The sequence below is a fragment of the Bradyrhizobium sp. AC87j1 genome (genome assembly GCF_002936975.1).
GTDB classification, from domain to species: domain Bacteria; phylum Pseudomonadota; class Alphaproteobacteria; order Rhizobiales; family Xanthobacteraceae; genus Bradyrhizobium; species Bradyrhizobium shewense.
Map to the genome: position 1 here is coordinate 1 of NZ_PTFE01000082.1, position 23092 is coordinate 23092.

Below are 23092 nucleotides of genomic sequence, written 5' to 3' on the forward strand. Positions count from 1 at the left end.
GGTCGCGGCCGAGACGCCGCCGGCTGAAGGCAGCGCAGAGTCCTCGACAGAGACCTCGACCGAGACCGCGGCGGAGGCCGTTGCCGGCCTGCCGGCGGAGGCTGCCACCGAAGCTGTCGCCGAGCCGGTCACCGTCGAAGATGCGCCCGGCATGGAGCTGCAGGACGAGCCGGCTCAGGAAGCCGAGCCCGTGCTGGAAGCCTCCCCCGAGGCCCCCGTCACGCCCGAAGACGCCCCCGGCATTGCGCCGCCGGCGGAAGAGCCCGCTGCGCCCACCGAGGCTGCCGGCCTCGAAGCCGCTCCGGCCGAGACGGCCGCAACCGAAGCCGCCGCGTCACCCGACGCCGCCGCGCCTGAAGCTGCGGCGACGCCCGCCGAGCCCGAACTGATCGAGGTCTGGCGTCCCGGCGGCCGTCACGAGGACCGCAAGCCGCGCCACGAGCGCCATCGCCACCAGCGTCACCACCATCAGCGTCCGCCGGCCGGTGCTGAAGCTGGCGCTGCACCCGGTGCAGCGAGCGCCGCGCCCGGCGAAGCAGCCGACGGCGCGAAGCCGGGCCAGCGTCATGGCGGCCATCGCAGGGACGGCGGCAGAGACTTCCGCAAGCCGCGCGAAGGTGGCGAAGGCGCGCCGCGTCCCGAGGGGCGCGACGACAGGAATCGCCGCTTCGAGGGCAAGGATCGCGACAACAAGGGCCGCGATCGCGACAAGGGCAAGTTCGGCGGAGATCGCGACAAGGGCCGTGACAACCGTGGCCGCGACCGCGACAAGGGCCGCGACCGCCAGGGCGGTCCGTCGCTGCGTCCCTACGCCTCGAGCGCAAATCCGCGCGAGCGCGATCGTCCGGCCGATCCGAACTCGCCCTTCGCCAAGCTCGCCGCGCTGAAAGAGCAGCTGTCCGGCCGTAAGGAGTAATCCCACGACGACCGAGCGGCAGCGCCTCGACAAATGGCTGTGGCATGCGCGGGTGGTGAAGGCGCGCACCTCCGCGGCCGAGCTCGTCGGGTCGGGCCACGTTCGCGTCAATGGTGAGCGCGAAAAGTCGCCTGGGCATGCGATCAAGATCGGCGACGTCATCACCGTCGCGCTCGATCGCACCGTGCGGGTGTTGAAGGTCACCGGCTTCAGCGAGCGCCGTGGCGATGCTGCCGCGGCGCGGGTGCTCTTTGAGGAGCTAAGCGAAGCGAAACGCAATTAATTGCGTTTCGAATTCAGTTCTTGGTCGATCAAACACACAAAGCCGTCATGATCGGGCCTTCCCGACCTTGCAGCGCAGGGCCATCCGCGCTACGCAAGCCGCGACTTTTAAAAGAGCTTTTCGGAGCGTTGGATGACTTACGTCGTCACTGAAAACTGCATCAAGTGCAAGTACACCGACTGCGTCGAGGTCTGCCCGGTCGACTGCTTCTACGAGGGTGACAACATGCTCGTCATCCACCCGGACGAGTGCATCGATTGCGGCGTGTGCGAGCCGGAATGCCCCGCCGACGCCATCAAGCCGGATACGGAACCGGGCCTGGAAAAGTGGCTTTCGGTCAACGCCGACTACGCCAAGAGCTGGCCGAACATCACCCAGAAGAAAGAATCACCTGCCGACGCCAAGGAATTCGACGGCATGGAAGGCAAGTTCGAGAAATATTTTTCTCCGAACCCCGGCTCCGGCGACTGAATCGGGCTCAAACTTAACCCTAATAGCGGCGCTTTCGCCGAAAACCAGCCCTCAAGACCCCTAAATCATTGATTTTTGCGGGAAATGTGCTATATTGGGCACATTAAGCCGAACCCTGTCAGCCCCGTTGGCCCCGCTGGGTTCCCGTGAAACCAAATGTCGAACAGGGGCGTGGCAGTTTCCGCGCGCAGGCTGTGTCACAGAAAACGCGTAAAAAGAGTACTTCAGCGAGGGCTTCCCATAAGGAGGCCAAAAAAGTCGCCGCGGCCAGCCGTAGCGCATCCAAAGGTCGGACCGCGACGAAGGCGCCGGCTGCAAAGTCCTCGAAGAACAAAAGAAGCGCAATGCCTAACAAGACTGCCAAACCGGCCGCGAAAGCGACCGTTGCAAAGCCTGCTGTCAAGCCCGTTGCCGCCAAGGCTCCCGCTGCCAAGCCCGCCGCGTCGAAGGCTCCCGTTGCTGCTCCTGCCAAGGCTCCCGTTGCTGCCGCCAAGCCCGCTGTGAAGCCGGCGGCCGCTGCGCCGAAGGTCGAGGAAAAGAAGGTCGTGACCCAGCGTCAGGGCTTCAAGGCCAATGAATTCGTCGTCTATCCCGCTCACGGCGTCGGCCAGATCCTGGCCATCGAGGAGCAGGAGATCGCCGGCGCGAAGCTCGAGCTGTTCGTCATCAACTTCATCAAGGACAAGATGACGCTGCGCGTGCCGACCGCCAAGGTCGCCAATGTCGGCATGCGCAAGCTGTCCGAGCCGGCGCTGGTGAAGAAGGCGCTGGAGACGCTCAAGGGCCGCGCCCGCGTCAAGCGCACCATGTGGTCGCGCCGCGCCCAGGAATACGAAGCGAAGATCAATTCGGGCGACATCGTCGCGATCGCGGAAGTCGTGCGCGACCTCTATCGCTCGGAGTCGCAGCCGGAGCAGTCCTACAGCGAACGCCAGCTCTATGAAGCGGCGCTCGATCGTCTGTCCCGCGAGATCGCGGTGGTGCAGCACTCGACAGAGACCGAAGCGGTCAAGGAGATCGAGGCTCAGCTCGCCAAGAGCCCGCGCCGCACCGGTGCCAAGTCCGAAGCCGCCGAAGGCGAGGCGGATGCCGAGGGCGATACCGACGACACCGATGGCGACGACACCACCGTCGCCGACGAGGCCGCGTAAGCGTCGCGTCGTTCGCAAGAGATCAAAAGCCCGGCTGTTCAGCCGGGCTTTTTGCTTTTCTGGGGATCGTTGTTCGAAACGACGACTGGAGCTTTGTGCCAAGGTCGTTTCAACAAACTCGATGTCGTCCCGGCCTAGTGCGCAATTGCGCACGGGCGCCGGGATCCATAACCCCAGGGAGCGGAATGGCGAAGACACGTCGGTCGGTACTTCAACCGATCGCAATCGACAGATTCCGCGGTATGGGTCCCGGCGTTCGCCGGGACGACGGACGCTACTTCACCGGCCGCTTCTCGAGCTTCCGCGCCAGCGTGCGCCGGTGCATGCCGAGCCTTCGCGCCGCTTCCGAGATGTTGAAATCCGTCTCGATCAGGGTCTGGTGGATGCGTTCCCATTCCAGCGTCTTGATCGAGGTCGGCCGTGCATCGAGTGCGACCTCGGCGTTGCCTTCGGCCTTGTTGAAGGCGGCTTCGATATCATCCGTGTTCGAGGGCTTTGCGAGATAGTGGCAGGCGCCCAGCTTGATCGCCTCGACGGCGGTCGAGATGCTGGCAAAGCCGGTCAGCACCACGATCAGCATATCAGGATCATGCGTGTGCAGGAGCTCGACGCAGGCAAGGCCCGAGGCGCCGCCGAGCTTGAGGTCGACGACGGCGTGGCCGAAGGAGCGTTCCTCCAGCACGTTCCGCACGTCCTCGATCGAGGCGGCGAGCACGACATCATAGCCGCGGCGCTCGAACGAGCGTTTCAGCGTGCGCGCAAAGCCGGCATCGTCCTCGACGACGATGAGCGAACGGTCAGGCGTCAAAATTCCCTCCGATCGCGAGCGTTGCGAGCGGCAGCGTGAGGCGGACGGTGGCGCCGCGCTTCCTGTGGTTCTCGGCGGTCACGCTGCCTCCGAGCTTGCGTACGACGTTCACCACCAGGAACAGCCCGAGCCCGCCGCCAGCGCGGCCCTTGCTCGAGTGATAGGGCTTTCCGAGCTGCGCGAGCATCTCCGGGGCAAAGCCCGGGCCGCGATCGCTGATCGACAGCACGAGATTGTCGCCCTCGCGCTCGGCGACGAGCTCGACCCATTCCCGCGAGACCTCGTAGGCGTTGTCGAGCACGTTGAAGATGACCTGCTTCAGCGCGATGTCGGAGACGATGGCAACGTCCGCGCCGAACGTATTGACGAAGTAGAGCGTTCGCGCCGAGCGCGCGTCGCGCCACTCGTCGACCAGGGCGGTGACGAAGGCCGTCACCGTCGTCGGCGATGAGCCTTCGCCGCGTGCTTCGCCTGCCGAGACCAGGATGCCCGTCACGATCGACTTGCAGCGTTGCAGCGAGGTCTCCATCTCGGCGAGGTCCTCGGCGAGCTCCTGGTCGGCGGCAAGATTCGGCATGCGGCGCCAATCGCTGAGGATCACCGAGAGCGAGGCGAGCGGCGTGCCGAGCTCATGGGCCGCGCCGGAGGCGAGCAGGCCCATGCGGACGATGTGATCCTGCTCGGCGGCATGCTGGCGCAGCGCGGCCAGATTTGCGTCGCGCTCGCGCAAATTCCTGTTGATGCGGGTGACGAACACGACCAGCAGCACGGCGTTGAGGACGAAGCCCAGCAGCATGCCGGCGACCGTGAGCGTATAGGTCTCGCTCAGCGGGTTGGGCGGCAGATCCAGCGGGCGGTATGCCAGCGTCAGCCAGACAAAACTCGCGCAGGTCAGCGCGACCAGCGACCAGGTCGAGCGGGCATCGAGCAGCACCGCGCCGAGCGTCACCTGCAGCAGGAACAGCGAGGTGAAGGGATTGGTGGCGCCGCCAGAGAGGTAGAGCTGCGCGGTCAGCGCGGCGACGTCCAGCATCAAGGCGACCAGCAGCTCGTTGTTGGTGATCGCGGCGCGGTGGCGCACCCAGACGAGGCTGGAGACGTTGAGGAGCACCAGCGCGCCGATCACCGCGCCCATCCGCTCCAGCGGCAGGGGAATGCCGAGCCCAAAATGCACGCCGCCGATGGTCACGATCTGGCCGACCACCGCGGTCCAGCGCAGCTGGATCAGCAGCGCCATGTTCTTGCGGTTCGTCTCGTCGTCGGTCGGTGTCGTGCCGATCAGCTCGCTGCGCGCGTCGGCCTGCGATTGCAGCGTGACGGCCAGCCCGCCATGCGCAAGTGTCTGGGAAAGCGTCTTCCCGTCGTTAGGTCGGCTCGACGATCGTTCCAGCATCTGATCCCGTCCTGCGGGCGACGGCATCGGAGCCGCCGGCCGGTTCGTGGACGAAGCGTTTGCGGCGGAACAGCCCGCCGCCGAATGTGACGAAGAGTTTACCCGCCAGCATGAAAGCCAGGGCGAACCACGTCAGCGCGTAGATCAGGTGGTTATTGGGAAAGGTGACCACGGTCAATCCGCCGATCGGCCCGCTGCCGGATTGTGATCCGGCATCGGCATCGACGAAGAACGGTGCGACATCGTGCAGACCAGGGGCCGTCGCAATCGCGGCGACATCGCGCGAATACCAGCGGTTGTGCTGGGGCACGTTGTTCCGGAGGAATCCGCCTTTCGGCTCTGTGATGCGGAGCAGGCCGGTGATCTCGACCTGGCCGTCCGGATTGCCGTCCCGGCGCGTCGATGCGTCGCGCCGCTCGGACGGCACGAAGCCGCGGTTGACCAGGACCTGCGTGCCGTCGTTGCGCTGGAGCGGTGTCAGCACCCAATAGCCCGGGCCTTCCTCGGTGACGGCCTGGACCAGCGTCTCGCGGTCATGCAGGAAGCGGCCGGTGACGCTGACATGCCTGTATTCGTCATTTGCCCTGGAAACCGCAGGCCATGACTCGGGCGACGGGACCGGCTGGGCCGGGGCATGGACGCGCTGCTCGACGCGGTCGATCAGCGCCAGCTTCCAGGCCCGGCGCTCGATCTGCCAGACGCCGAGTGCGATCAGAAGAACAAAGGCCGTCAGCGAGAGGACCGTGAGCCACAGGGAGGGATGCGTAGCCTTGCCGTGCGCGCCGCTCGCCTTGCTTGTCACGGTCCTGACCTCGCTCACTTCATTCCGCTCATCTGGTGCATCGGCATCATGTTGCTGTTGAGGTGGCTCATCACCCACAGCGAACCCGACAGCGCGATCACCACCATCACGATGGTGAAGATCAGCGCCATCATGCTCCAGCCGTTCTCGGACGTCGTGTTCATGTGCAGGAAGTAGATCATGTGCACGACGATCTGCACGACCGCGAAGGCCATGATGACCAGCGCGGTGATCTGCTTGCTCGGCAGTGCGCCGCTCATCACCAGCCAGAACGGGATCGCGGTCAGCACGACCGAGAGCACGAAACCGAGCATATAGGTCGAGAACGAGCCGTGGGCGTGGCCGCCTTCGTGGTGATGATCGTCCGCGTGCGCGGCATGGGTATCGGTGTTCATCGCAGAACTCCCAGGAGATAGACGAAGGTGAAGACGCCGATCCAGACCACGTCGAGGAAGTGCCAGAACATCGACAGGCACATCAGGCGGCGGCGATTGGCCTCGATCAGGCCGAACTTCTGGACCTGCACCATCAGCGTCACCAGCCAGATCAGGCCGCAGGAAACGTGGAGGCCGTGGGTGCCGACCAGGGTGAAGAACGCCGACAGGAAGGCGCTGCGCTGGGGCGTGGCGCCTTCATGGATCATGTGAGCGAACTCGGTGAGCTCGATGCCGATGAAGGCGAGGCCGAACAGGCCGGTGATCGCCAGCCAGACCTGCGTCTGCGCGACCTTGTTCTGCTGCATGGTCAGCATGGCAAAACCATACGTGATCGACGACAGCAGCAGCATCGAGGTGTTCACCGCGACCAGGTTCAGGTCGAACAAGTCCTTCGGCGCGGGGCCTGCGGCGTAGTTGCCGCCGAGCACGCCGAAGGTGGCGAACAGGATCGCGAAGATGAGACAGTCGCTCATCAGATAGATCCAGAAGCCGAGCGAAGTGCTCCAGCCTTCCGGATGCGGATGCTCTTCGGCGAGATAGAAGACCGGCTCGCCGGTTTGGGAGGGATTGACAGCGACAGTCATTTACTTGGCTCCGGCGAGCAGTTTGGTGCGCGCGTCCTCGGTCCGGATGACGTCTTCAGCCGGAATGTCGAAGTCGCGGTGATAGTTGAAGGTGTGACCGATGCCGACGACCAGCATCGCGGCGAAGCTCGCGGCGGCCAGCCACCAGATGTACCAGATCAAACCAAAACCCATTGCGGTGGCGAGGCCGGCGAGGATGATGCCGGTGCCGGTGCTGCTGGGCATGTGGATCGGCCTGAACCCGGTGAGCGGACGCTGGTAGCCGCGCTTCTTCATGTCCCACCACGCGTCATTGTCGTGAACGACGGGGGTGAAGGCGAAGTTGTAGTCCGGCGGGGGCGAGGAGGTCGCCCATTCCAGCGTGCGCGCGTCCCAGGGATCGCCGGTGACGTCCTTGAGCTGCTCGCGCCTGAGGAAGCTGACGGCGAACTGCATCAGCATGCAGAGGATGCCGAGGAGGACGAGGAAGGCCCCGATCGCGGCGATGACGAACCAGATCTGCAAGGACGGATCGTCGAACACGCGCAGGCGGCGGGTCACGCCCATCAAGCCGAGCACATAGAGCGGCATGAACGCGAGGTAGAAGCCGGTGACCCAGAACCAGAACGACAGCTTGCCCCAGAACGGATCGAGCTTGAAGCCGAACGCTTTCGGGAACCAGTAGGAGATGCCGGCGAAGGCACCGAACACCACGCCGCCGATGATGACGTTGTGGAAGTGCGCGATCAGGAACAGGCTGTTGTGCAGGACGAAGTCGGCCGGCGGCACCGCCAGCAGCACGCCGGTCATGCCGCCGACCACGAAGGTCAGCATGAAGGCGATCGTCCACATCATCGGCAGCTCGTAGCGGATACGGCCGCGATACATCGTGAACAGCCAGTTGAACATCTTCGCGCCCGTCGGGATCGAGATGATCATCGTGGTGATGCCGAAGAACGAGTTGACGCTGGCGCCCGAGCCCATCGTGAAGAAGTGATGCAGCCAGACCAGGTACGACAGGATGGTGATGACGACCGTGGCGTAGACCATCGAAGTGTAGCCGAACAGCCGCTTGCCGGAGAAGGTCGAGGTCACCTCCGAGAAGATGCCGAACGCCGGGAGAACCAGGATGTAGACTTCGGGATGACCCCAGATCCAGATCAGGTTCACGTACATCATCGGGCTGCCGCCGAAATCGTTCGTGAAGAAGTTGGTGCCGACGTAGCGGTCGAGCGAGAGCAGCGCGAGCACGACGGTCAGAACCGGGAAAGAGGCGACGATCAGGACGTTGGTGCAGAGCGAAGTCCAGGTGAAGACCGGCATCTTCATCATGGTCATGCCGGGACACCGCAGCTTGACGATGGTGCAGATCAGGTTGATGCCTGACAACGTCGTGCCGACGCCGGCGACCTGCAGCGCCCAGATGTAATAGTCGACGCCGACATCGGGACTGTAGCCGATGTTCGACAGCGGTGGATAAGCCAGCCAGCCGGTGCGGGCGAATTCGCCGATGAACAGCGAAGCCATCACCAGCACTGCGCCGCCGACCGTCATCCAGAAGCTGAAATTGTTCAGGAACGGGAACGACACGTCGCGCGCGCCGATCTGGAGCGGCACGACATAGTTCATCAGGCCGGTCACCAGCGGCATCGCCACGAAGAAGATCATGATCACGCCGTGGGCGGTGAAGACCTGATCGTAGTGATGGGCGTTGAGATAGCCTTCGGAGCCGCCAAAGGCGAGCATCTGCTGGCCGCGCATCATCAGCGCATCGGCGAAGCCGCGCAGCAGCATCACGATGCCGAGGATCATGTACATGATGCCGATGCGCTTGTGGTCCACGGTGGTGAACCATTCTCGCCACAGATAACCCCAGAGGCGAAAATAGGTGAGGCCGCCGAGCAGCGCGGCGCCGCCGAGCGCGACCACCGCGAAAGTGCCGACGACGATCGGCTCGTGCAGCGGCAGCGATTCGAAGCCGAGCCGGCCGAAGATGAGCTTGAGAAGATCAGGAGACATGCGGGGATCTCTTTAGGAGTCTGACTTCGGACGCAGTCCGAGGAAGAAGGACGAGGACTTGAGCGGCGCGAAGCTCGGCCGCTTCAGGCCGGCGCCGAGCAGCGGCGCCGTGTCGACGGGAGCCGTGATCGACGCCGTGGTCTTGCCCTGCGGCGCATCGGGCGTGCAGGTGCCGGCCACGAAGGTCGGCTCCGGCCCGAGCGGGGTGCCGCGGCGGGCGTATTTGTCGTAAGTGAGCGGCAGGGTGTTGTTCAGGCCCTGATGGCCGTTGCCGCCCTTGGCGTCGATCGCCATCATCTCGCTCTGGCACATCTTGCCGGTCTCGACGCACATGTTGAGGATCAGACGGTAGAGATCGGAGTCGATCGTGCCGTAGCGGCGCACCGGCTCGTTCTGGCTGGGCTTTTCGAGCTGGAGATATTCGGCGCGGCCGAGCGAGCCGCCAGCGGATTTGGCGCTGGCGATCCAGGCGTCAAAACCCTTGTCGTCGAGTCCCCTAAAGTTGAAGTGCATGCCGGAGAAGCCGGCGCCGCTGTAGTTCGCCGAGAAGCCCTTGTACGTGCCGGCGTGGTTCACCACCGCGTGGAGCTTCGTCTCCATGCCCGGCATCGCGTAGATCTGGCCGGCAAGCGCGGGGATGTAGAACGAGTTCATCACCGAGGACGCGGTGATGCGGAATTTGATCGGACGGTCGACCGGTGCGGCGAGCTCGTTGACGGTGGCGATGCCGTAATCCGGGTAGATGAAGAGCCACTTCCAGTCGAGCGCGACGACGTCGACCTCGAGCGGGGCCTTGGACTGGTCCACGGCGCGGTCGGCATGGATGCGGCCGAGCGTGCGATAGGGGTCGAGCAGATGCGTGCCCATCCAGGTCAGCGCGCCCAGGCAGACGATGATCAGCAGCGGCGCCGACCAGATCACCAGCTCGAGCTTGGTCGAGTGGTCCCATTCCGGCTCGTAGCGAGCGGCCGTGTTGGACTGGCGATAGCGCCAGGCGAACAGCACCGTCAGCGCCATCACGGGGACGACGATCAGGAGCATCAGGACGGTGGAGATGATGACGAGGTCGCGCTGCTGGGCAGCGATATCGCCGGCTGGCGCCAGCACGACGTAGTCGCAGCCGCTCAATGCAGCAGCCAGAGGTAGTAGCGCCAGGATCTTGAGACGAGACACGGGCCGAGCCTTTGAGAATGAGTTTCTTTTGCGGGGCCAACGGGTAGCTGCGGCGCAACAATCCGGACATTGGACAATTTGTCCAATGTTGCAGTGCGGAATGTTGGGTCAGAGAAGGCCAGATTGCCCGGCGCCCGCCAGGCGGTCGGCTTTGGTTTTCAGGACGTTAAGGGCGCACGAATGGCGACGGCACAGACCCCCGCAATGGCAGACCTCCACACGGGCGAGCACGGCCACGACCAGGCCAGTCCCGGCGAGATCGCCATCGGCGTCATCATCGGCCGCACCTCGGAATTCTTCGACTTCTTCGTCTTCGCGATCGCCTCGGTGATCGTGTTCCCGCGCCTGGTGTTCCCGTTCGCGAGCGAGCTGACCGGCACCCTCTATTCTTTCATGATCTTCGCGCTGGCCTTCATGGCCCGGCCGATCGGCACCGTCATTTTCATGACGGTCGACCGTGCCTACGGCAAGACTGCCAAGCTGATCTCGGCGCTGTTCCTGCTCGGCACCGCCACGGTCGCGCTCGCGTTCCTGCCCGGCTATCACGACATCGGCGTTGCCGCGATCTGGCTGCTGGCGCTGGCGCGCATCGCGCAGGGTCTGGCCTGGGGCGGCGCCTGGGATGGCATGGCTTCGCTGCTGGCGCTGAACGCGCCGCCCTCCAAGCGCGGCTGGTACGCGATGGTGCCGCAGCTCGGCGCCCCGCTCGGGCTGATCGTGGCGAGCGCGCTATTCGCCTATTTCGCCGGCAACCTCTCGGCCGACGATTTCTTCGACTGGGGCTGGCGCTATCCGTTCTTCGTCGCCTTTGCCATCAACGTCGTGGCGCTGTTCGCGCGCCTGCGCATGGTGACGACGGAGGAATATTCCTCGCTGTTCGAGACCCGCGAATTGCAGCCCGCGCGCATCTCCGACACCGTCGCGAGCGAAGGCCAGAACATCATGTTGGGGGCGTTCGCGCCGCTGGCGAGCTTTGCGCTGTTCCACATGGTCACGGTGTTTCCGCTGTCCTGGGTGTTCCTATTCACCCGCGAAAGCCCGGTGCGCTTCCTGATCATCGAGATCGTCGCCGCCGTGTTCGGCGTCGGCGCGATCGTGCTGTCCGGCGTCATCGCCGACCGCGTCGGTCGCAAGTCGCTGCTGATGGGATCGGCGATCGCGATCGCGATCTACAGCGGCTTTGCCCCGCAGCTGCTCGATGCCGGCGCGTTCGGCGAGACCATCTACATGGTGATCGGCTTCATCCTGCTCGGCCTGTCGTTCGGCCAGTCCTCCGGCGCGATCGCCTCGAACTTCAAGCAGGCCTATCGCTACACGGCGTCCGCGCTGACCTCGGACATGGCCTGGCTGTTCGGTGCCGGCTTCGCGCCGCTGGTCGCGTTGCTGCTCGCCACCAATCTCGGCGTCATCGCCTCGGGTGCGTATCTGTTGTCCGGCGCGTTCTGGACGCTGCTGGCGCTCTGGCTCAGCGGCCAGCGCGAGGCGGGCGACATGGACGCGGGGCGATAGGGCTCGCGCCGCCGCCACATAAAAGGTGTCGTCCCGGCGAACGCCGGGACCCATAACCCCAGGAAGGGGTTATGGAGCAAGCTGGCAACTCCGAATGTTCGCCAAACTGCGGCCTGTGGCTATGGGTCCCGGATCTGCGCTTGCGCTTGTCCGGGACGACGGCGGAGTTTGCGGGACGAGATCCCGGGTTCGCTGCTCGAGCGCGCCCCGGATGACGTGCGCTTAGCGCACGTCAATCCGCCACGATTTTCACGCGATCGCGCACCTTCACCTGCGCGGTGCGATCGAGCCCGTTCAGCACCCGGAAACGCTCGGCGGGATGATCGACGCCGGCCATGCGGTGGGAGAGCGACTCCACGGTGTCGCCGGGCTGCACGGTGATGACCTTGATGCGGAGCGGACGGGCGGCCTGGATCTCGTCGAGCGTCAGGCGGCGGAACGAATTGACGGTCTCGCGCGCGTTGCGCTCGCTCTCGGTCGACTTCTGCCGGGCCGCGAAGATGAAGCGATAGACGTCACTGCCGAAGCGCAGCGCGTAGACCTTGAACTGCCACTGGTCGCCCTTGGCGGCGGCGGACGCAGCCGGGAAGCCGTTGATGGTGATGTCTTCGGTGGACGCCTTCTCGACGCCCTCCATCCAGCCGGAGTTGAGGTAGTCGCCGAGCGACTGCTCGGCCGGCACGCGTACCACGTCGAAACGCATCGCCTGTGCGCCGCCCTCGCGCACGCCGATCACGGCCTGGGCGGTGTTGTCGAGCGTGAAATTGTCCGGCGCCTGGAAGGTGAAGCCGAGCTTCGGATGCAGGAAGCGGCGGCCGCGGACGAAACCCTCGCTGGGGTCTTCGCCGTAGACGAGGTTGTCGATCGCAGCGAGATAGGTCTCGCGGTCGCGCTCGGCGCCTTCAGGCGCAGTATATTGCCGCGCAATGGTCTGCGCGTTCTGCACGCGCTCCGGGGTCGCCGGATGCGACGAGGTGAAGTCTTGCGCCCGCGGATCGAGCGAGCTCTTGCCGGCCTTCAGCTCGGCATTGCGCTCCATCGCCGAAAGGAAGCGTGCCGCACCGTAAGGATCGAAATGCGCCTTGGCGGAAATGCTGACGCCGATGCCGTCGGCCTCGAACTCCTGCTTGCGCGAAAAGCTCGCCATGGTGAGTTTGGTCTTGGCCAGCGCGAGCGCGGTGAGGTCAGGATCGTTGCTCATGTCGGTGACGACGCGGGTAACGATCGCGGCCTGGCGCGCCTGGTCCTCGCGCATCGCGGCGTGCTTGGACAGCACGTGCGCCATCTCGTGGCTGAGCACGGAGGACAATTCCGAGGTGTCGCTCGCCAGCGCGAGAAGTCCGCGCGTGACATAGAGCTGGCCGTTCGGCAGCGCGAAGGCGTTCACCGCGCCGGAATTGAGGATGGTGACCTTGTAGCCCTGGTCGGGACGATCGGACGCCGCGACCAGCCGGTCGACGGTCTTGCTGACGAGCGATTCGAGCCTGGGATCGTCGTAGGTGCCGCCGTAGCTCGCCAGGATGCGCTCGTGCTCCTTTTCGGTGGCGGGGGTCTGCGCGACGGCCGGCTTCGGCTTGGGCATCGCAACGGTCGGCGGGGTCGCGGCAGCCTGGAACCGGCCCATGTCGCCACAGCCGGCGAGGGCCGTACCCAGCACGAGGCAAAGCACGGCCGGCGCAGCCCGCAGGCGGCGGCAATCGCCCAGTCCGTGCCGTTCTAGCACCCCATTCACGTCGTCTAACCCGTGCCCGGCCGTTATGGCTTTACCCCAGTAGGCTCGTTTGCGCCCAGCAATTCAACCTGTCCCAAGAGACGCACATCGATCCGCGGCCCCGTACTTCCCTCGACCCAGCCCCGGACTCGAATACGCTGACCTTCCAAAGACTTAAGGGTGATTCCAGCGCCTTCGAACGCCGGCAGCGTGCGCTTTGAAATAGTCACGGCAAAGCCACGTGTCCAGTTTCGTCCGAAGTTGAGGTAGGTCATTGCCCCAGCTTGCCGGACCGACAGGACTTTACCCTCGACCACCACAAAGCGCCCGATCCCCGCCAAAATATCGTCCGAACTTTCCGCGTTTTTTATGGCCGACGGGTCAGCCCAGCTGCCCTTTTTTTGGCGCCGCGCCTCGGCCTCCGACGTCATCAGGGCCGCCGCGCAGTCCTTGTCCGTGATTTCGGCGGAGACCATGGCGTCGCCCTGGGCGAGCAGCATGGCCTGCACGGAGGTGTCGCTCTCGCCAATGAAGACCAGCGCGCTTTGCCGGCCATAGCGGTCGGGCGTGTCGTCGCTACCGCGGAGTGTAACGTCCCGGCCGGCGAGCAGTGATGTCAGTGCCTGCTTCGTCGTCGCCGTCGTCTCGATGCCTGCGAGGCGGATCTCGCGGCCATCGTCGAGACGAACGCTGCGCGCATCGACGACCGCAGCGACACGGCCTTCGCCTTGTGCTTCGAATTGGCACGGCGTCGCGAACGCGGTGCGACCCGCGATGAGAAGAATTGCGACGGTGAGATGAAGCAGTCGCATCACGTTGCCCGGAGAGGTTGCGTTGTGTGCGAGTTGTAACGCAAACGTGGCGAACCGCGAAGGCTCTCGTAGGGTGGGCAAAGCGAAGCGTGCCCACGTCTTTTGCTCGTCGCGCCGACTCGTGGGCACGGCGCGAAGAGCGCGCCTTTGCCCACCCTACGGCAGTTCGCGTGATGCGTCGCTATTGCCTCGCATCGCCATTGTTTTGTTTTCGCCCTCGCGTGGAAACATCTTGCGCCTTCTAGCCATTCCGCTTTGCGGAAATCGCGCGCCGCAGCATGCGGCCTCTTCGCACCTGCGCTTGCTGGGCACTTGCGCATGCGGCATGATTGCGGCAACAGCTTTCGCCAAGAGCAATAACCAAGCCGCCATCAGAGTACGGCGCGATAAGGGAGATCGTTTTCCATGAAGACAATTTTGTCGGGCATTTTTGCCGCCGCGTTTGCCCTCAGTGCGAGCGCCGCCGCGCAGGCCCAGGACAAGCCACCTCTCAAGATCGGCGGCATCCTCGACATGTCGAGCCTCTATGCCGACATCACCGGACCCGGCAGCGAGACCGCGGCCAAGATGGCCGTGGAGGATTTCGGCGGCGAGGTGCTGGGGCGCAAGATCCAGGTGCTGGCGGCCGACCATCAGAACAAGGCCGATCTTTCCGCCAACATCGCCCGCGACATGCTCGACAATCAGGGCGTCGAGATGATCTACGACGTCGCGGCCTCCGCCACCGCGCTTGCGGCCGGCGAGATCGCCAAAGCGCGCAACAAGATCATCATCTTCAACGGCCCGGGCTCGATCCGTCTCACCAACGAGGCCTGCGGTCCCTATACCATCCACTACGTGTTCGACACCTACGGCCAGGCCAACGTGACCGGCCTTGCGGCCGTGAAGTCTGGCCTCGACAGCTGGTACTTCCTCACTGCCGATTACGCCTTCGGCCAGGACCTGGAAAAGGACACCAGTGCCGTCGTCACCAAGACCGGTGGCAAGGTGCTCGGCAGCGTGCGCCATCCGCTCAACACGTCGGATTTCTCCTCGTTCCTGCTGCAGGCCCAGGCCTCCAAGGCCAAGGTGATCGGGCTTGCGAATGCCGGCGGTGACACCGTCAACGCGATCAAGCAGGCGGCCGAGTTCGGCATCACCAAGGGCGGCCAGAAGGTCTCGCCGCTGCTCGCCTTCGTCACCGACATCGACTCGATCGGTCTGGAGACCGCGCAGGGCCTGCTGCTCGCAGAAGCCTTCTACTGGGATCTCAACGACGACACGCGCGCATTCTCGAGGCGCTTTCAGGAGCGCGTGAAGCGGCCGCCGACCTCGGCGCAGGCCGGCGTCTACTCCTCCGTCACGCATTACCTGAAGGCGGTGAAGGCGGCCGGCACGACCGATGCAGCGACTGTCATGAAGGTGATGAAGGAGACGCCGATCAACGACTTCTTCGCCAAGGGTGGCAAGATCCGCGAGGACGGCCGCATGATCCACGACATGTACCTGTTCGAGGTGAAGAAGCCGTCGGAATCGAAGGTCCGCTGGGACGACTACAAGCTGCTCGCCACCGTACCCGGCAGCGAGGCGTTCCAGTCGCTGGAGCAGTCGCGCTGCCCGCTGGTGAAGAAGTGACGGCGTGACGTAAGTCACGAGGTCATCCCGGGGCGCGAAGCGACCTACGGTGCGCAATTGCGCACCAGAGTTCTCGCTTCGCGAGCCCCGGAACGACGGAGCAAAACAACAACAAGGGAGACGCCCTATGAGCAACGACATGGTCCTGCAAAAGCTCGAAGGCGGGCTGCTCACCATCACTATGAACCGGCCCGAGCGGAAGAACGCGCTCAACCCCGAGATGGTGGCCGGGCTGGTCGAGGCAGCGCGGCGCGCAGCCGATGATCCCGAGGTGCGCGCGGTGCTGTTCAAGGGGGCCGGCGGCTCGTTCTGCGTCGGCGGCGACGTCAAGTCGATGGCCGCGGGCCGCGCGCCGCTGCCGTTCGAGCAGAAGCTTGCGAATTTGCGCCGCGGCATGGAGGTCTCGCGCATCCTGCACCAGATGCCGAAGCCTGTGGTGGCGCAGCTCGACGGCGCCGCGGCCGGCGCGGGCCTGTCGATGGCGCTCTCCTGCGACCTCCGTATCGCCTCGGAATCCTGCAAGATCACCACGGCCTTCGCCAAGGTCGGCTTCTCCGGCGATTACGGCGGTACCTATTTTCTCACCCAGCTGCTCGGCAGCGCGCGGGCGCGCGAACTCTATCTGATGTCGCCGGTGCTCACCGCGAAGGAAGCGCATGCGATCGGCATGGTGACCAAGGTCGTGCCCGATGCCGAGATCGACGCCGCGGCCCACGAGCTGGCACTGTCGCTGGCGCAAGGGCCGTCGATCGCGCTCGGCTTCATCAAGCGCAACATCAACAATGCCGAGCATCTGGCGCTGGAGGATTGCTTCGACGGCGAGGCGATCCACCACACCCGCTGCGGCGACACCGAGGACCACAAGGAAGCCGCAAAGGCCTTCGTCGAGAAGCGCAAGCCGACCTTCAGGGGCGCTTGACCATGGCGCCCTATATGCGGCTGCGGCAGATCTGCCTGGTTGCGCCGCAGCTCGCGCCCGTCATCTCCGACATCGCGGAGATCATGGGCCTCGCCGTGTGCTACCGCGACGGCAATGTCGCGAAATACGGCCTGGAGAATGCGCTGCTCCCAGTCGACACGATCATGCTGGAGGTGGTGGCACCCTTCAAGGGCGGTACCACGGCCGGCCGCTTCATCGAGAAGACCGGCGGCCGCGGCGGCTACATGGCGATCTTCTGCTGCAATGATCCCGACGAGCGTGGCCGCAACGCCAACGCGATGGGCGTGCGCACCGCCAACATGATCGACCACGCGCCCTATCACGGCGTCCAACTTCACCCCCGCGACTGCCGCGCCGCCTTCATCGAGTTCAACCACACCGAAGGCAGCGACGATATTTTGGGGCCATATCCGCCGGCGGGGCCGGATTGGCAAAAATTCATCCGCAAGGACGTGACGCAGGCGCTGACCGGCGTGGAGATGCAGAGCCCGGATCCGCAAGGTCTCGCGGAGCACTGGGGCAAGATCATTGGCGTTGCGCCTGAAGGTGCCGAGCTGAAACTGCCCAATGCGACCTTCCGCTTCGTGAAAGGCGCCATCGAGATCATGAGCGCGCTGGAGTTTCGGGTCGCGGATCGGGCGAGCGTGCTGCATGCCGCGAAGGCGCGGGGGGTTGCAGTGGCGGACAATGAGTTCTTGCTGGGCGGGGTGACGTTCCGCGTCAGTTGATCCCTCGACCGTTATCCGTCACCCTGAGGTGCTCGCCTTTTCGGCGAGCCTCGAAGGGCGAGGGCCACCGGCGGGGCCGTTCATCCTTCGAGGCTCTCTGCACGGTGCTGCGCACCGCGCGGCTCGCACCTCAGGATGACGGGGTGAGAGCTTGCGGCGGGTTTATGAAGCGCAATATGGAAACGCCCACCCATGCCGCATCCGCTCGACAGCTTCTTTGCGCCCGCCAGCATCGCGCTGATCGGCGCCTCGCGCGATCACGAGAAGATCCCGGGGCGGCTCTTGTCCATGCTGCGCAAGAACGAATATCCCGGGACGATCTATCCGGTGAACCCGAACTACGCGGATATCGACGGGCTCGCCTGTTACAGATCGATCGGCGACATCGGCGCGCCGATCGACCTCGCAGTCATCATCATCCCGGCCCGTGCCGTCCTGTCCGCGCTCGAGCAATGCGCTGCCGCCGGCGTCAAGAATGCAGTAATCATCTCCTCCGGATTCGCCGAGGAGGGCGGCGACAGCGCGGCGATGCAAGATGCGATCGCAGCGCTGGCGAGGCGCACCGGCATGCGGATATCCGGGCCGAACGCCGAGGGCTTCTTCAGCCAGGTGCAGCGCGTGGCGGCGACGTTCAGTCCGGCCGTCGATGTCAAGCCAGGTGTGGTGCCGCTCGTCGCGACGACCAAACGGATCGGCATCGTCGCGCAAAGCGGCGGCATCGGTTTTGCCTATTATCATCGCGCGCGGGCCCTCGGAATCGCTGTCAGTTACGTCGTCAGCACCGGCAATGAATCCGATCTCGGCGCCGGCGAGTTCCTGGATTACATGGTGCAGGATTCCTCGACCGAGGTGATCCTGCTGTTCATCGAAGGCATCCGCGACGTCGACAAATTTCTGGTCGCCGCCCGGCGCGCTGCGGAGATGAAGAAGCCGGTGATCGTGACAAAGGTCGGACGCTCCGGCGCAGGCCAGCGCGCGGCGGCCTCGCACACCGCGAGCATGGCCGGCTGGTCGGCGGCCTATGACGCGGTGTTCGCCAAATACGGCTTCATCGTCTCCAACGATCTGGACGAAGCGCTGACGACCGCGGCGGTGCTCGCCAGCAATCCGCTGCCGAAGGGCGATCGCGTTGCCGTCGTCACCGTTTCGGGCGGTGCCGGCATCTGGGGCGCTGATACGGTGGCGCTGCAAGGCTTGCAGGTGCCGGAGCTGTCCGAAAAGGTCCAGGCGGGGATCAAGCAGTTGATGCCGTCCTATGGCACGGCGCGCAACCCGATCGACGTCACCGCGCAAGGCGTCACCTCCGGCGGCTTGCAGAAGAGCGTCGACGTCCTCACCGCCTCGGACGAGGTCGATGCGATTCTGGTCGTGCTCTCGCTGTCGAGCGAGGTGCGCAAGCCCTTCAAGGAAGAGGAGCTGACGCCGGTGCTATCGGCACAGCACAAGCCGGTGGTGTTCTATTCCTACACGGTGCCGTCCGACTTCGCCCGCCGTGAGCTCGCCAAATCCGGCGTCGTGGTGCTCTCGGGCCTCACCCATGTCGGCGTCGCGATGCGTCGGCTCGTCGACTACGCCAGTTTCAAGCTGCCGCCACCTGCGGACGCGACGCGGCTGACGGCGCGCGACCTTTCTGCGCATCTGAAATCACCGATCCTGTCCGAGGCCGACAGCAAGTCGTTGCTCCGCGCCGCCGGCATTGCACTGCCGGATGAGGTGCTGGTGAGAGACAAGAGCGAGCTCGACGAAGCCGTCGCCCGCGTCGGCTTTCCCCTGGCGATGAAGATCCAGTCGCCTGATATCGCCCATAAGAGCGAAGTTGGCGGCGTGCGCGTCAACATCACCACCAAGGGCGAGGTGTTTCTGGCATTCGAGGCGCTGCTGGACAATGCGCGCAAGCACCAGCCTGGGGCGACCATTCAAGGCGTGCTGGTCGGCCCGATGGCAAAGCGCGGTGTCGAGATCATCGTCGGCACGATGACCGACGAGACGTTCGGTCCCATGGTGATGGTCGGTCTCGGCGGCATCACCACCGAGCTGTTCCGCGACGTCGTCTACCGCCCCGTGCCGGTGAGCACGGAGGAGGCGGGCGCGATGCTGGCTAGCTTGAAGGCGGCGCCGCTGCTGAACGGATTTCGCGGGGCGGCGAAGGCGGACGTTGCGGCTTTGTCGCGGTTGATCGCCGACATCTCCGTGCTCGCCGCACGGCACGCAGCGGAGATCGCGGAGATCGAGCTCAACCCGGTGCTGGTGCACGCCGAGGGGCAGGGCGTGACGATCGTCGATGCGCTGGTGGTGGGTAAAAAGTAAGCCGCTAAAACGGCCGCTGTCGTCCCGGACAAGCGCGCCCTAAGCGCGCGCAGATCCGGGACCCATAGCCACAGGGAGCGGTTTGGCGAAGACGCGGAGTGACCAGGTTGCGCCACAACTTCTCCCTGTGGTTATGGATCCCCGCGTTCGCGGGGATGACAGGGGAGGTTGTGGTCGCGGTGGAGTGATACGGCTAGCGCCGCCGTGATCACCGCCCCTTAAAATTCGCCGCGCGCCGCTCTTCCGTGGCCTTCACGCCTTCCTTGAAATCCTCCGTCGCGCGCAGCCGGGTCTGCTCGGCGAGCTCGTGATTGGTCGCGGCCATGACGCGATCGGCCAATCCTGCGCGCATCGTGGCGCGGGTGGAGAGCAGGCCGAGCGGCGAGCATTCGGCGATCTCGCCGGCGAGCTTCATGGCGGCCGCCTTGACCTGGTCCTGCGGCACCAGCTCGTTGGCGAGGCCCCACTTCACGGCTTCCTCGCCGGTGACCCGGCGGCTGGTGTAGAACATCAGCTCGGCGTTGTTCTTGCCGATCAGTTCGGGCAGCGTCGTCGTCAGGCCGAAGCCGGGATGGAAGCCGAGCTTGGTGAAGTTCGCGGAGAAACGCGCTTCCGGGCAGGTGACGCGGAAATCGGCGGACACCGCAAGACCCAATCCGCCGCCGATGGCGGCGCCCTGCACGGCGGCGACGATCGGCTTCTTGGCGCGGAAGATTCGCACGGCCTGGATGTAGAGATGGTTGATCGGGCCGAGATTGTCGGCGGGGTCGCCCTTCTTCTCGGCCTCGCGCGCCTCCTGCGCCTGCCGCGCCGGATCGCCGAAATTGGCGCCGGCGCAGAAGGCTTTGCCCTGGGCCGAGAGAACCGAGGCGCGGATCTCGATGTCGCGGTCGAACTCGTCGAGTGCATCCGCGATCTGGTTGATCAGCGAGATGTCGAAGAAGTTCAGCGGCGGGCGGCGGATCTCGATGGTGCCGACGTGCCCGACCTTCTCGACGCCGATGTCTTTGTATGTGGTCATGATGATCCCTTGATGATTAGCGCAGGCCCAAACCGCGGGCGATGATGCCGCGCAGCACCTCGGTGGTGCCGCCCTGGATGGTGAGTTTCGGCGCGGTCTTGATGGCGAAGTCGAGCTGCCGTTCCAGCGTCTCGCGATTGGTCGCGGTCTCCTCGACGAAAGCAGCAAGGTCGCGCACGCGGTGGGGAAGCTGCTGCTCCCAGACCGTGCCGATGTCCTTGACGATGGACGCCTCGACCACCGGCTCCTTGCCGGCCTGCAGCATGCCGGCGACCGAGACCGACATGCGCCGCATGGTGTGGAGCTGCGCGACGAGACGGCCGATGCCTTCGGCGCTGCGGGTATCCGGGTTGGGGCCGACCGCGCGGACCAGCTCGGTCAGCACGTAATAGGTCTCGAGGAAACGCTCGGGACCCGAGCGCTCATAGGCGAGCTCGCTCGTCGCCTGCTTCCAGGCGCCGTCGACCTCGCCGAGCACGTGGTCATCGGGCACGAAGAAGTCGGTGAAGACGACTTCGTTGAACTCGTACTGGCCGGTGATCTGGCCGATCGGGTTCACCTTGATGCCCGGCTGCTTCATCTTGACCAGGAACTGGGTCAGGCCGTGACGGCGGTTTTCCTTGGTCGGCTGCGAGGTTCGGAAGATCGCGATCATGTAGTCGGCGATATGCGCCGACGAGGTCCAGATCTTGGTGCCGTTGATCAGATAGCCGCCATCGGTCTTGGTCGCGCGCGTCTTTGCCGCGAACAGGTCGGAGCCGGAATTCGGCTCGCTCATGCCGATCGCAAAGCAGATCTCGCCGCGACAGATCCGCGGCAGGATGTCCATCTTGATGTGCTCAGGCGCGTATTTCAGCAGCACTGGTCCGCTCTGGCGGTCGGCGACGAAGAAGCGCCGCGTCGGCGCGTTGGCGACGCGCATCTCCTCGGTCACGACGTAGCGTTCGAGGAAGGAACGCTCCTGGCCGCCATATTTCTTCGGCCAGGTCATCCCCAGCCAGCCCTTGGCGCCGACCCGTCGGGAAAATTCGGGCGCGTCGGTGTCCTCGCGATTGGGCTTGTGCGGATCGAAGGTGCCGGCGGCGATCTCTTCGGCGAGGAAAGCGCGCACTTCCTTGCGCAGCTGCTCGCACTTCTCGGGCAGGCGTATCGGATCGAAACGGAGGGCAGCGGTCATGTGTTTCTCTCCCTGATCAGCGCGACGCCACGAGCGGCCACAATTCGTCGGCGCCTCTGGTCGCGACCAGCTTGCCGAGCTCGACGGCCCAGTGGCTCTCCGAGCCGAAATCGTCGCGCCAGGCCAGTGCCCGCAGCGAATAGCGGTGCAGGATGTGCTCGAGGGTGAAGCCGATGGCGCCGTGCACCTGATGCGCGATGGCGCCGCCCTTTTCCGCGGCTTCTGCGCAGCGGATTTTTGCCGAGGCCGCTTCGAGATAGACCTCGTCGTCAAAACTCTTCGCATTCGCGATGGCGTCGGCGGCCGACGTCGCAGCCGCAAGGGCTGCGGCGGATTCGCCGGCGAGGCGCGCCAAATTGTGCTGCACGGCCTGGAATTTCGAGATCTTCTTCTCGAAGGCGACGCGCTCGTTGGAATAGCGCACGGAGATGTCGAGCATCGATTCCAGCGCGCCGGCGATCTGCAGGCTGCGCGCAACGCCGCCCATCAGCATCATCGTGGTCTGGTCAAACTCCTTGGGCGCGGCCTTGCGCGTGACGGGCTGGACTTTGTCGAGCGTCACGGTGTCGCTGTGGTCGTAGCCGACATTGAGGCCGGACTCGATCCGAACCTTACCGGCATCGACCAGCGCGATCGAGACGCCATCTTTGCCGTGCGCCAGCACCGCAAAATGCTTTGCCGCTTTCGCATAGGGCACACCGCGGGCGCGGCCGGAAAGCGAGCCATCGGCATCGAGGGTGATGCGATCCTTCGGCGAGGCCGGCAGCACCGTCATCTCGCCCTCGGGCGATGCGATCTTCGCCTGCGCCAGCAGCCAGCCGGCCAGCATGGTCTCCGCCAGCGGAACCGCGACGGCGAAACGGCCGGCGGCGTTCAGCAGCGCAAAGCCGTCGGCAAGGCTCGCGCCGGAGCCGCCGAGATCATCGGGCACCCAGGACAATGGCAGGCCGGCTTCGCTCAGCGCCCGCCACAGCGGCGCCTGCCAGGAATCCTTCTTGTCGTTGTTGATGGTTTGCGGATCGGCGAGATCGGCGAAGATCTTCTCCGCAGTCTCGACGACGATGTTATCACTCTCCGCCACAGCGTTCCCCGTGTTTTGCCGTTGGCGCGTCCCGCCTCGTAGAGCGAACCGCGCAGGTCTTCTTGCGCCCGATGATCTGAAAAAGCCATGGCCCTGACAAGCGTTGATCGCAGGTCAACCTGCGGCGCGGGCATGGGGGGCAAGGACCAATAGGAGGCTAATTCCGCTTAGCGGAG

The 23092-nt window shown here is 65.0% G+C and carries 19 protein-coding genes and 2 pseudogenes; 9 read left to right on the forward strand and 12 right to left on the reverse strand.

What is annotated here, in order from left to right:
- The 4 genes and pseudogenes from CV770_RS31100 to CV770_RS31115 form a co-directional block, all read left to right on the forward strand.
- Positions 1-916 (forward strand): annotated as a pseudogene (locus CV770_RS31100) (helicase-related protein); the annotation flags it as partial.
- Positions 917-929: 13 nt separating this feature from the next.
- Positions 930-1199: pseudogene (locus tag CV770_RS31105) on the forward strand (RNA-binding S4 domain-containing protein); the annotation flags it as partial.
- A 132-nt stretch (positions 1200-1331) separates the two neighbouring features.
- Positions 1332-1670 (forward strand): ferredoxin FdxA, encoded by a 339-nt coding sequence (gene fdxA, locus CV770_RS31110; protein WP_011082989.1) that lies wholly within the window; start codon positions 1332-1334, stop codon positions 1668-1670.
- A gap of 344 nt (positions 1671-2014) precedes the next feature.
- On the forward strand, positions 2015-2821 hold the full coding sequence (locus tag CV770_RS31115; protein WP_165637480.1) for a CarD family transcriptional regulator: 807 nt from the start codon (positions 2015-2017) through the stop codon (positions 2819-2821).
- 274 nt (positions 2822-3095) lie between these two features.
- Here CV770_RS31115 and CV770_RS31120 read toward each other — a convergent pair whose 3' ends face one another.
- The 7 genes from CV770_RS31120 to cyoA are packed head-to-tail and all read right to left on the reverse strand — an operon-like array spanning position 3096 to position 10016.
- Positions 3096-3629 carry a response regulator transcription factor gene (locus CV770_RS31120; protein WP_018316482.1) on the reverse strand — a complete coding sequence of 178 codons (534 nt, stop codon included), beginning with the start codon at positions 3627-3629 and terminating at the stop codon, positions 3096-3098.
- Positions 3619-5022 carry an ATP-binding protein gene (locus tag CV770_RS31125; protein ID WP_201760120.1) on the reverse strand — a complete coding sequence of 468 codons (1404 nt, stop codon included), beginning with the start codon at positions 5020-5022 and terminating at the stop codon, positions 3619-3621. The genes CV770_RS31120 and CV770_RS31125 overlap by 11 nt, the downstream gene beginning before the upstream one ends.
- Positions 4994-5842, reverse strand: coding sequence for an SURF1 family protein (locus CV770_RS31130; protein WP_104465080.1), 849 nt, complete (start codon positions 5840-5842; stop codon positions 4994-4996). The genes CV770_RS31125 and CV770_RS31130 overlap by 29 nt, the downstream gene beginning before the upstream one ends.
- Positions 5839-6219 carry a cytochrome o ubiquinol oxidase subunit IV gene (gene cyoD / locus CV770_RS31135; RefSeq protein WP_104465081.1) on the reverse strand — a complete coding sequence of 127 codons (381 nt, stop codon included), beginning with the start codon at positions 6217-6219 and terminating at the stop codon, positions 5839-5841. The genes CV770_RS31130 and cyoD overlap by 4 nt, the downstream gene beginning before the upstream one ends.
- Positions 6216-6845, reverse strand: a complete 630-nt coding sequence (gene cyoC, locus CV770_RS31140) for a cytochrome o ubiquinol oxidase subunit III (protein ID WP_091959665.1) — start codon at positions 6843-6845, stop codon at positions 6216-6218. The genes cyoD and cyoC overlap by 4 nt, the downstream gene beginning before the upstream one ends.
- Entirely contained in the window at positions 6846-8843 is a 1998-nt protein-coding gene (gene cyoB / locus CV770_RS31145) for a cytochrome o ubiquinol oxidase subunit I (protein WP_104465082.1), read from the reverse strand.
- Positions 8844-8855: 12 nt separating this feature from the next.
- Positions 8856-10016, reverse strand: a complete 1161-nt coding sequence (gene cyoA / locus CV770_RS31150; RefSeq protein WP_104465083.1) for a ubiquinol oxidase subunit II — start codon at positions 10014-10016, stop codon at positions 8856-8858.
- A 180-nt stretch (positions 10017-10196) separates the two neighbouring features.
- On the opposite strand from cyoA, the gene CV770_RS31155 reads away from it, so the two are divergent.
- Positions 10197-11525 (forward strand): MFS transporter, encoded by a 1329-nt coding sequence (locus CV770_RS31155; protein ID WP_091959675.1) that lies wholly within the window; start codon positions 10197-10199, stop codon positions 11523-11525.
- Between the two features lie 232 nt (positions 11526-11757).
- Here the strand turns inward: CV770_RS31155 and CV770_RS31160 are convergent, their stop codons facing one another.
- A complete protein-coding gene (locus CV770_RS31160) occupies positions 11758-13248 on the reverse strand; it encodes a M48 family metalloprotease (RefSeq protein ID WP_104465084.1) in 1491 nt (496 codons plus the stop codon).
- A gap of 32 nt (positions 13249-13280) precedes the next feature.
- Positions 13281-14048: a thermonuclease family protein gene (locus CV770_RS31165; protein WP_245453902.1), complete on the reverse strand. Its 768-nt coding sequence runs from the start codon at positions 14046-14048 to the stop codon at positions 13281-13283.
- Positions 14049-14453: 405 nt separating this feature from the next.
- Between CV770_RS31165 and CV770_RS31170 the strand changes: the two genes are divergently transcribed.
- The 4 genes from CV770_RS31170 (at position 14454) to CV770_RS31185 (ending at position 19637) form a co-directional block, all read left to right on the forward strand.
- Positions 14454-15662 (forward strand): ABC transporter substrate-binding protein, encoded by a 1209-nt coding sequence (locus CV770_RS31170; protein ID WP_104465085.1) that lies wholly within the window; start codon positions 14454-14456, stop codon positions 15660-15662.
- A 127-nt stretch (positions 15663-15789) separates the two neighbouring features.
- A complete protein-coding gene (locus tag CV770_RS31175) occupies positions 15790-16581 on the forward strand; it encodes an enoyl-CoA hydratase (RefSeq protein ID WP_091959684.1) in 792 nt (263 codons plus the stop codon).
- Positions 16582-16583: 2 nt separating this feature from the next.
- Positions 16584-17330: a VOC family protein gene (locus CV770_RS31180; protein ID WP_201760121.1), complete on the forward strand. Its 747-nt coding sequence runs from the start codon at positions 16584-16586 to the stop codon at positions 17328-17330.
- A 192-nt stretch (positions 17331-17522) separates the two neighbouring features.
- The gene (locus tag CV770_RS31185) at positions 17523-19637 is read left to right on the forward strand and encodes an acetate--CoA ligase family protein (protein ID WP_104465087.1); all 2115 of its coding nucleotides are present in this window, start codon (positions 17523-17525) and stop codon (positions 19635-19637) included.
- Between the two features lie 208 nt (positions 19638-19845).
- Here CV770_RS31185 and CV770_RS31190 read toward each other — a convergent pair whose 3' ends face one another.
- The 3 genes from CV770_RS31190 to CV770_RS31200 are packed head-to-tail and all read right to left on the reverse strand — an operon-like array spanning position 19846 to position 22916.
- Complete coding sequence (locus tag CV770_RS31190; protein ID WP_028141827.1) at positions 19846-20658, reverse strand: enoyl-CoA hydratase/isomerase family protein; 813 nt, start codon at positions 20656-20658, stop codon at positions 19846-19848.
- 16 nt (positions 20659-20674) lie between these two features.
- Positions 20675-21835, reverse strand: a complete 1161-nt coding sequence (locus tag CV770_RS31195; RefSeq protein WP_018316466.1) for an acyl-CoA dehydrogenase family protein — start codon at positions 21833-21835, stop codon at positions 20675-20677.
- A gap of 16 nt (positions 21836-21851) precedes the next feature.
- Positions 21852-22916 carry an acyl-CoA dehydrogenase family protein gene (locus CV770_RS31200; protein WP_104465088.1) on the reverse strand — a complete coding sequence of 355 codons (1065 nt, stop codon included), beginning with the start codon at positions 22914-22916 and terminating at the stop codon, positions 21852-21854.
- Positions 22917-23092 lie beyond the last annotated feature (176 nt).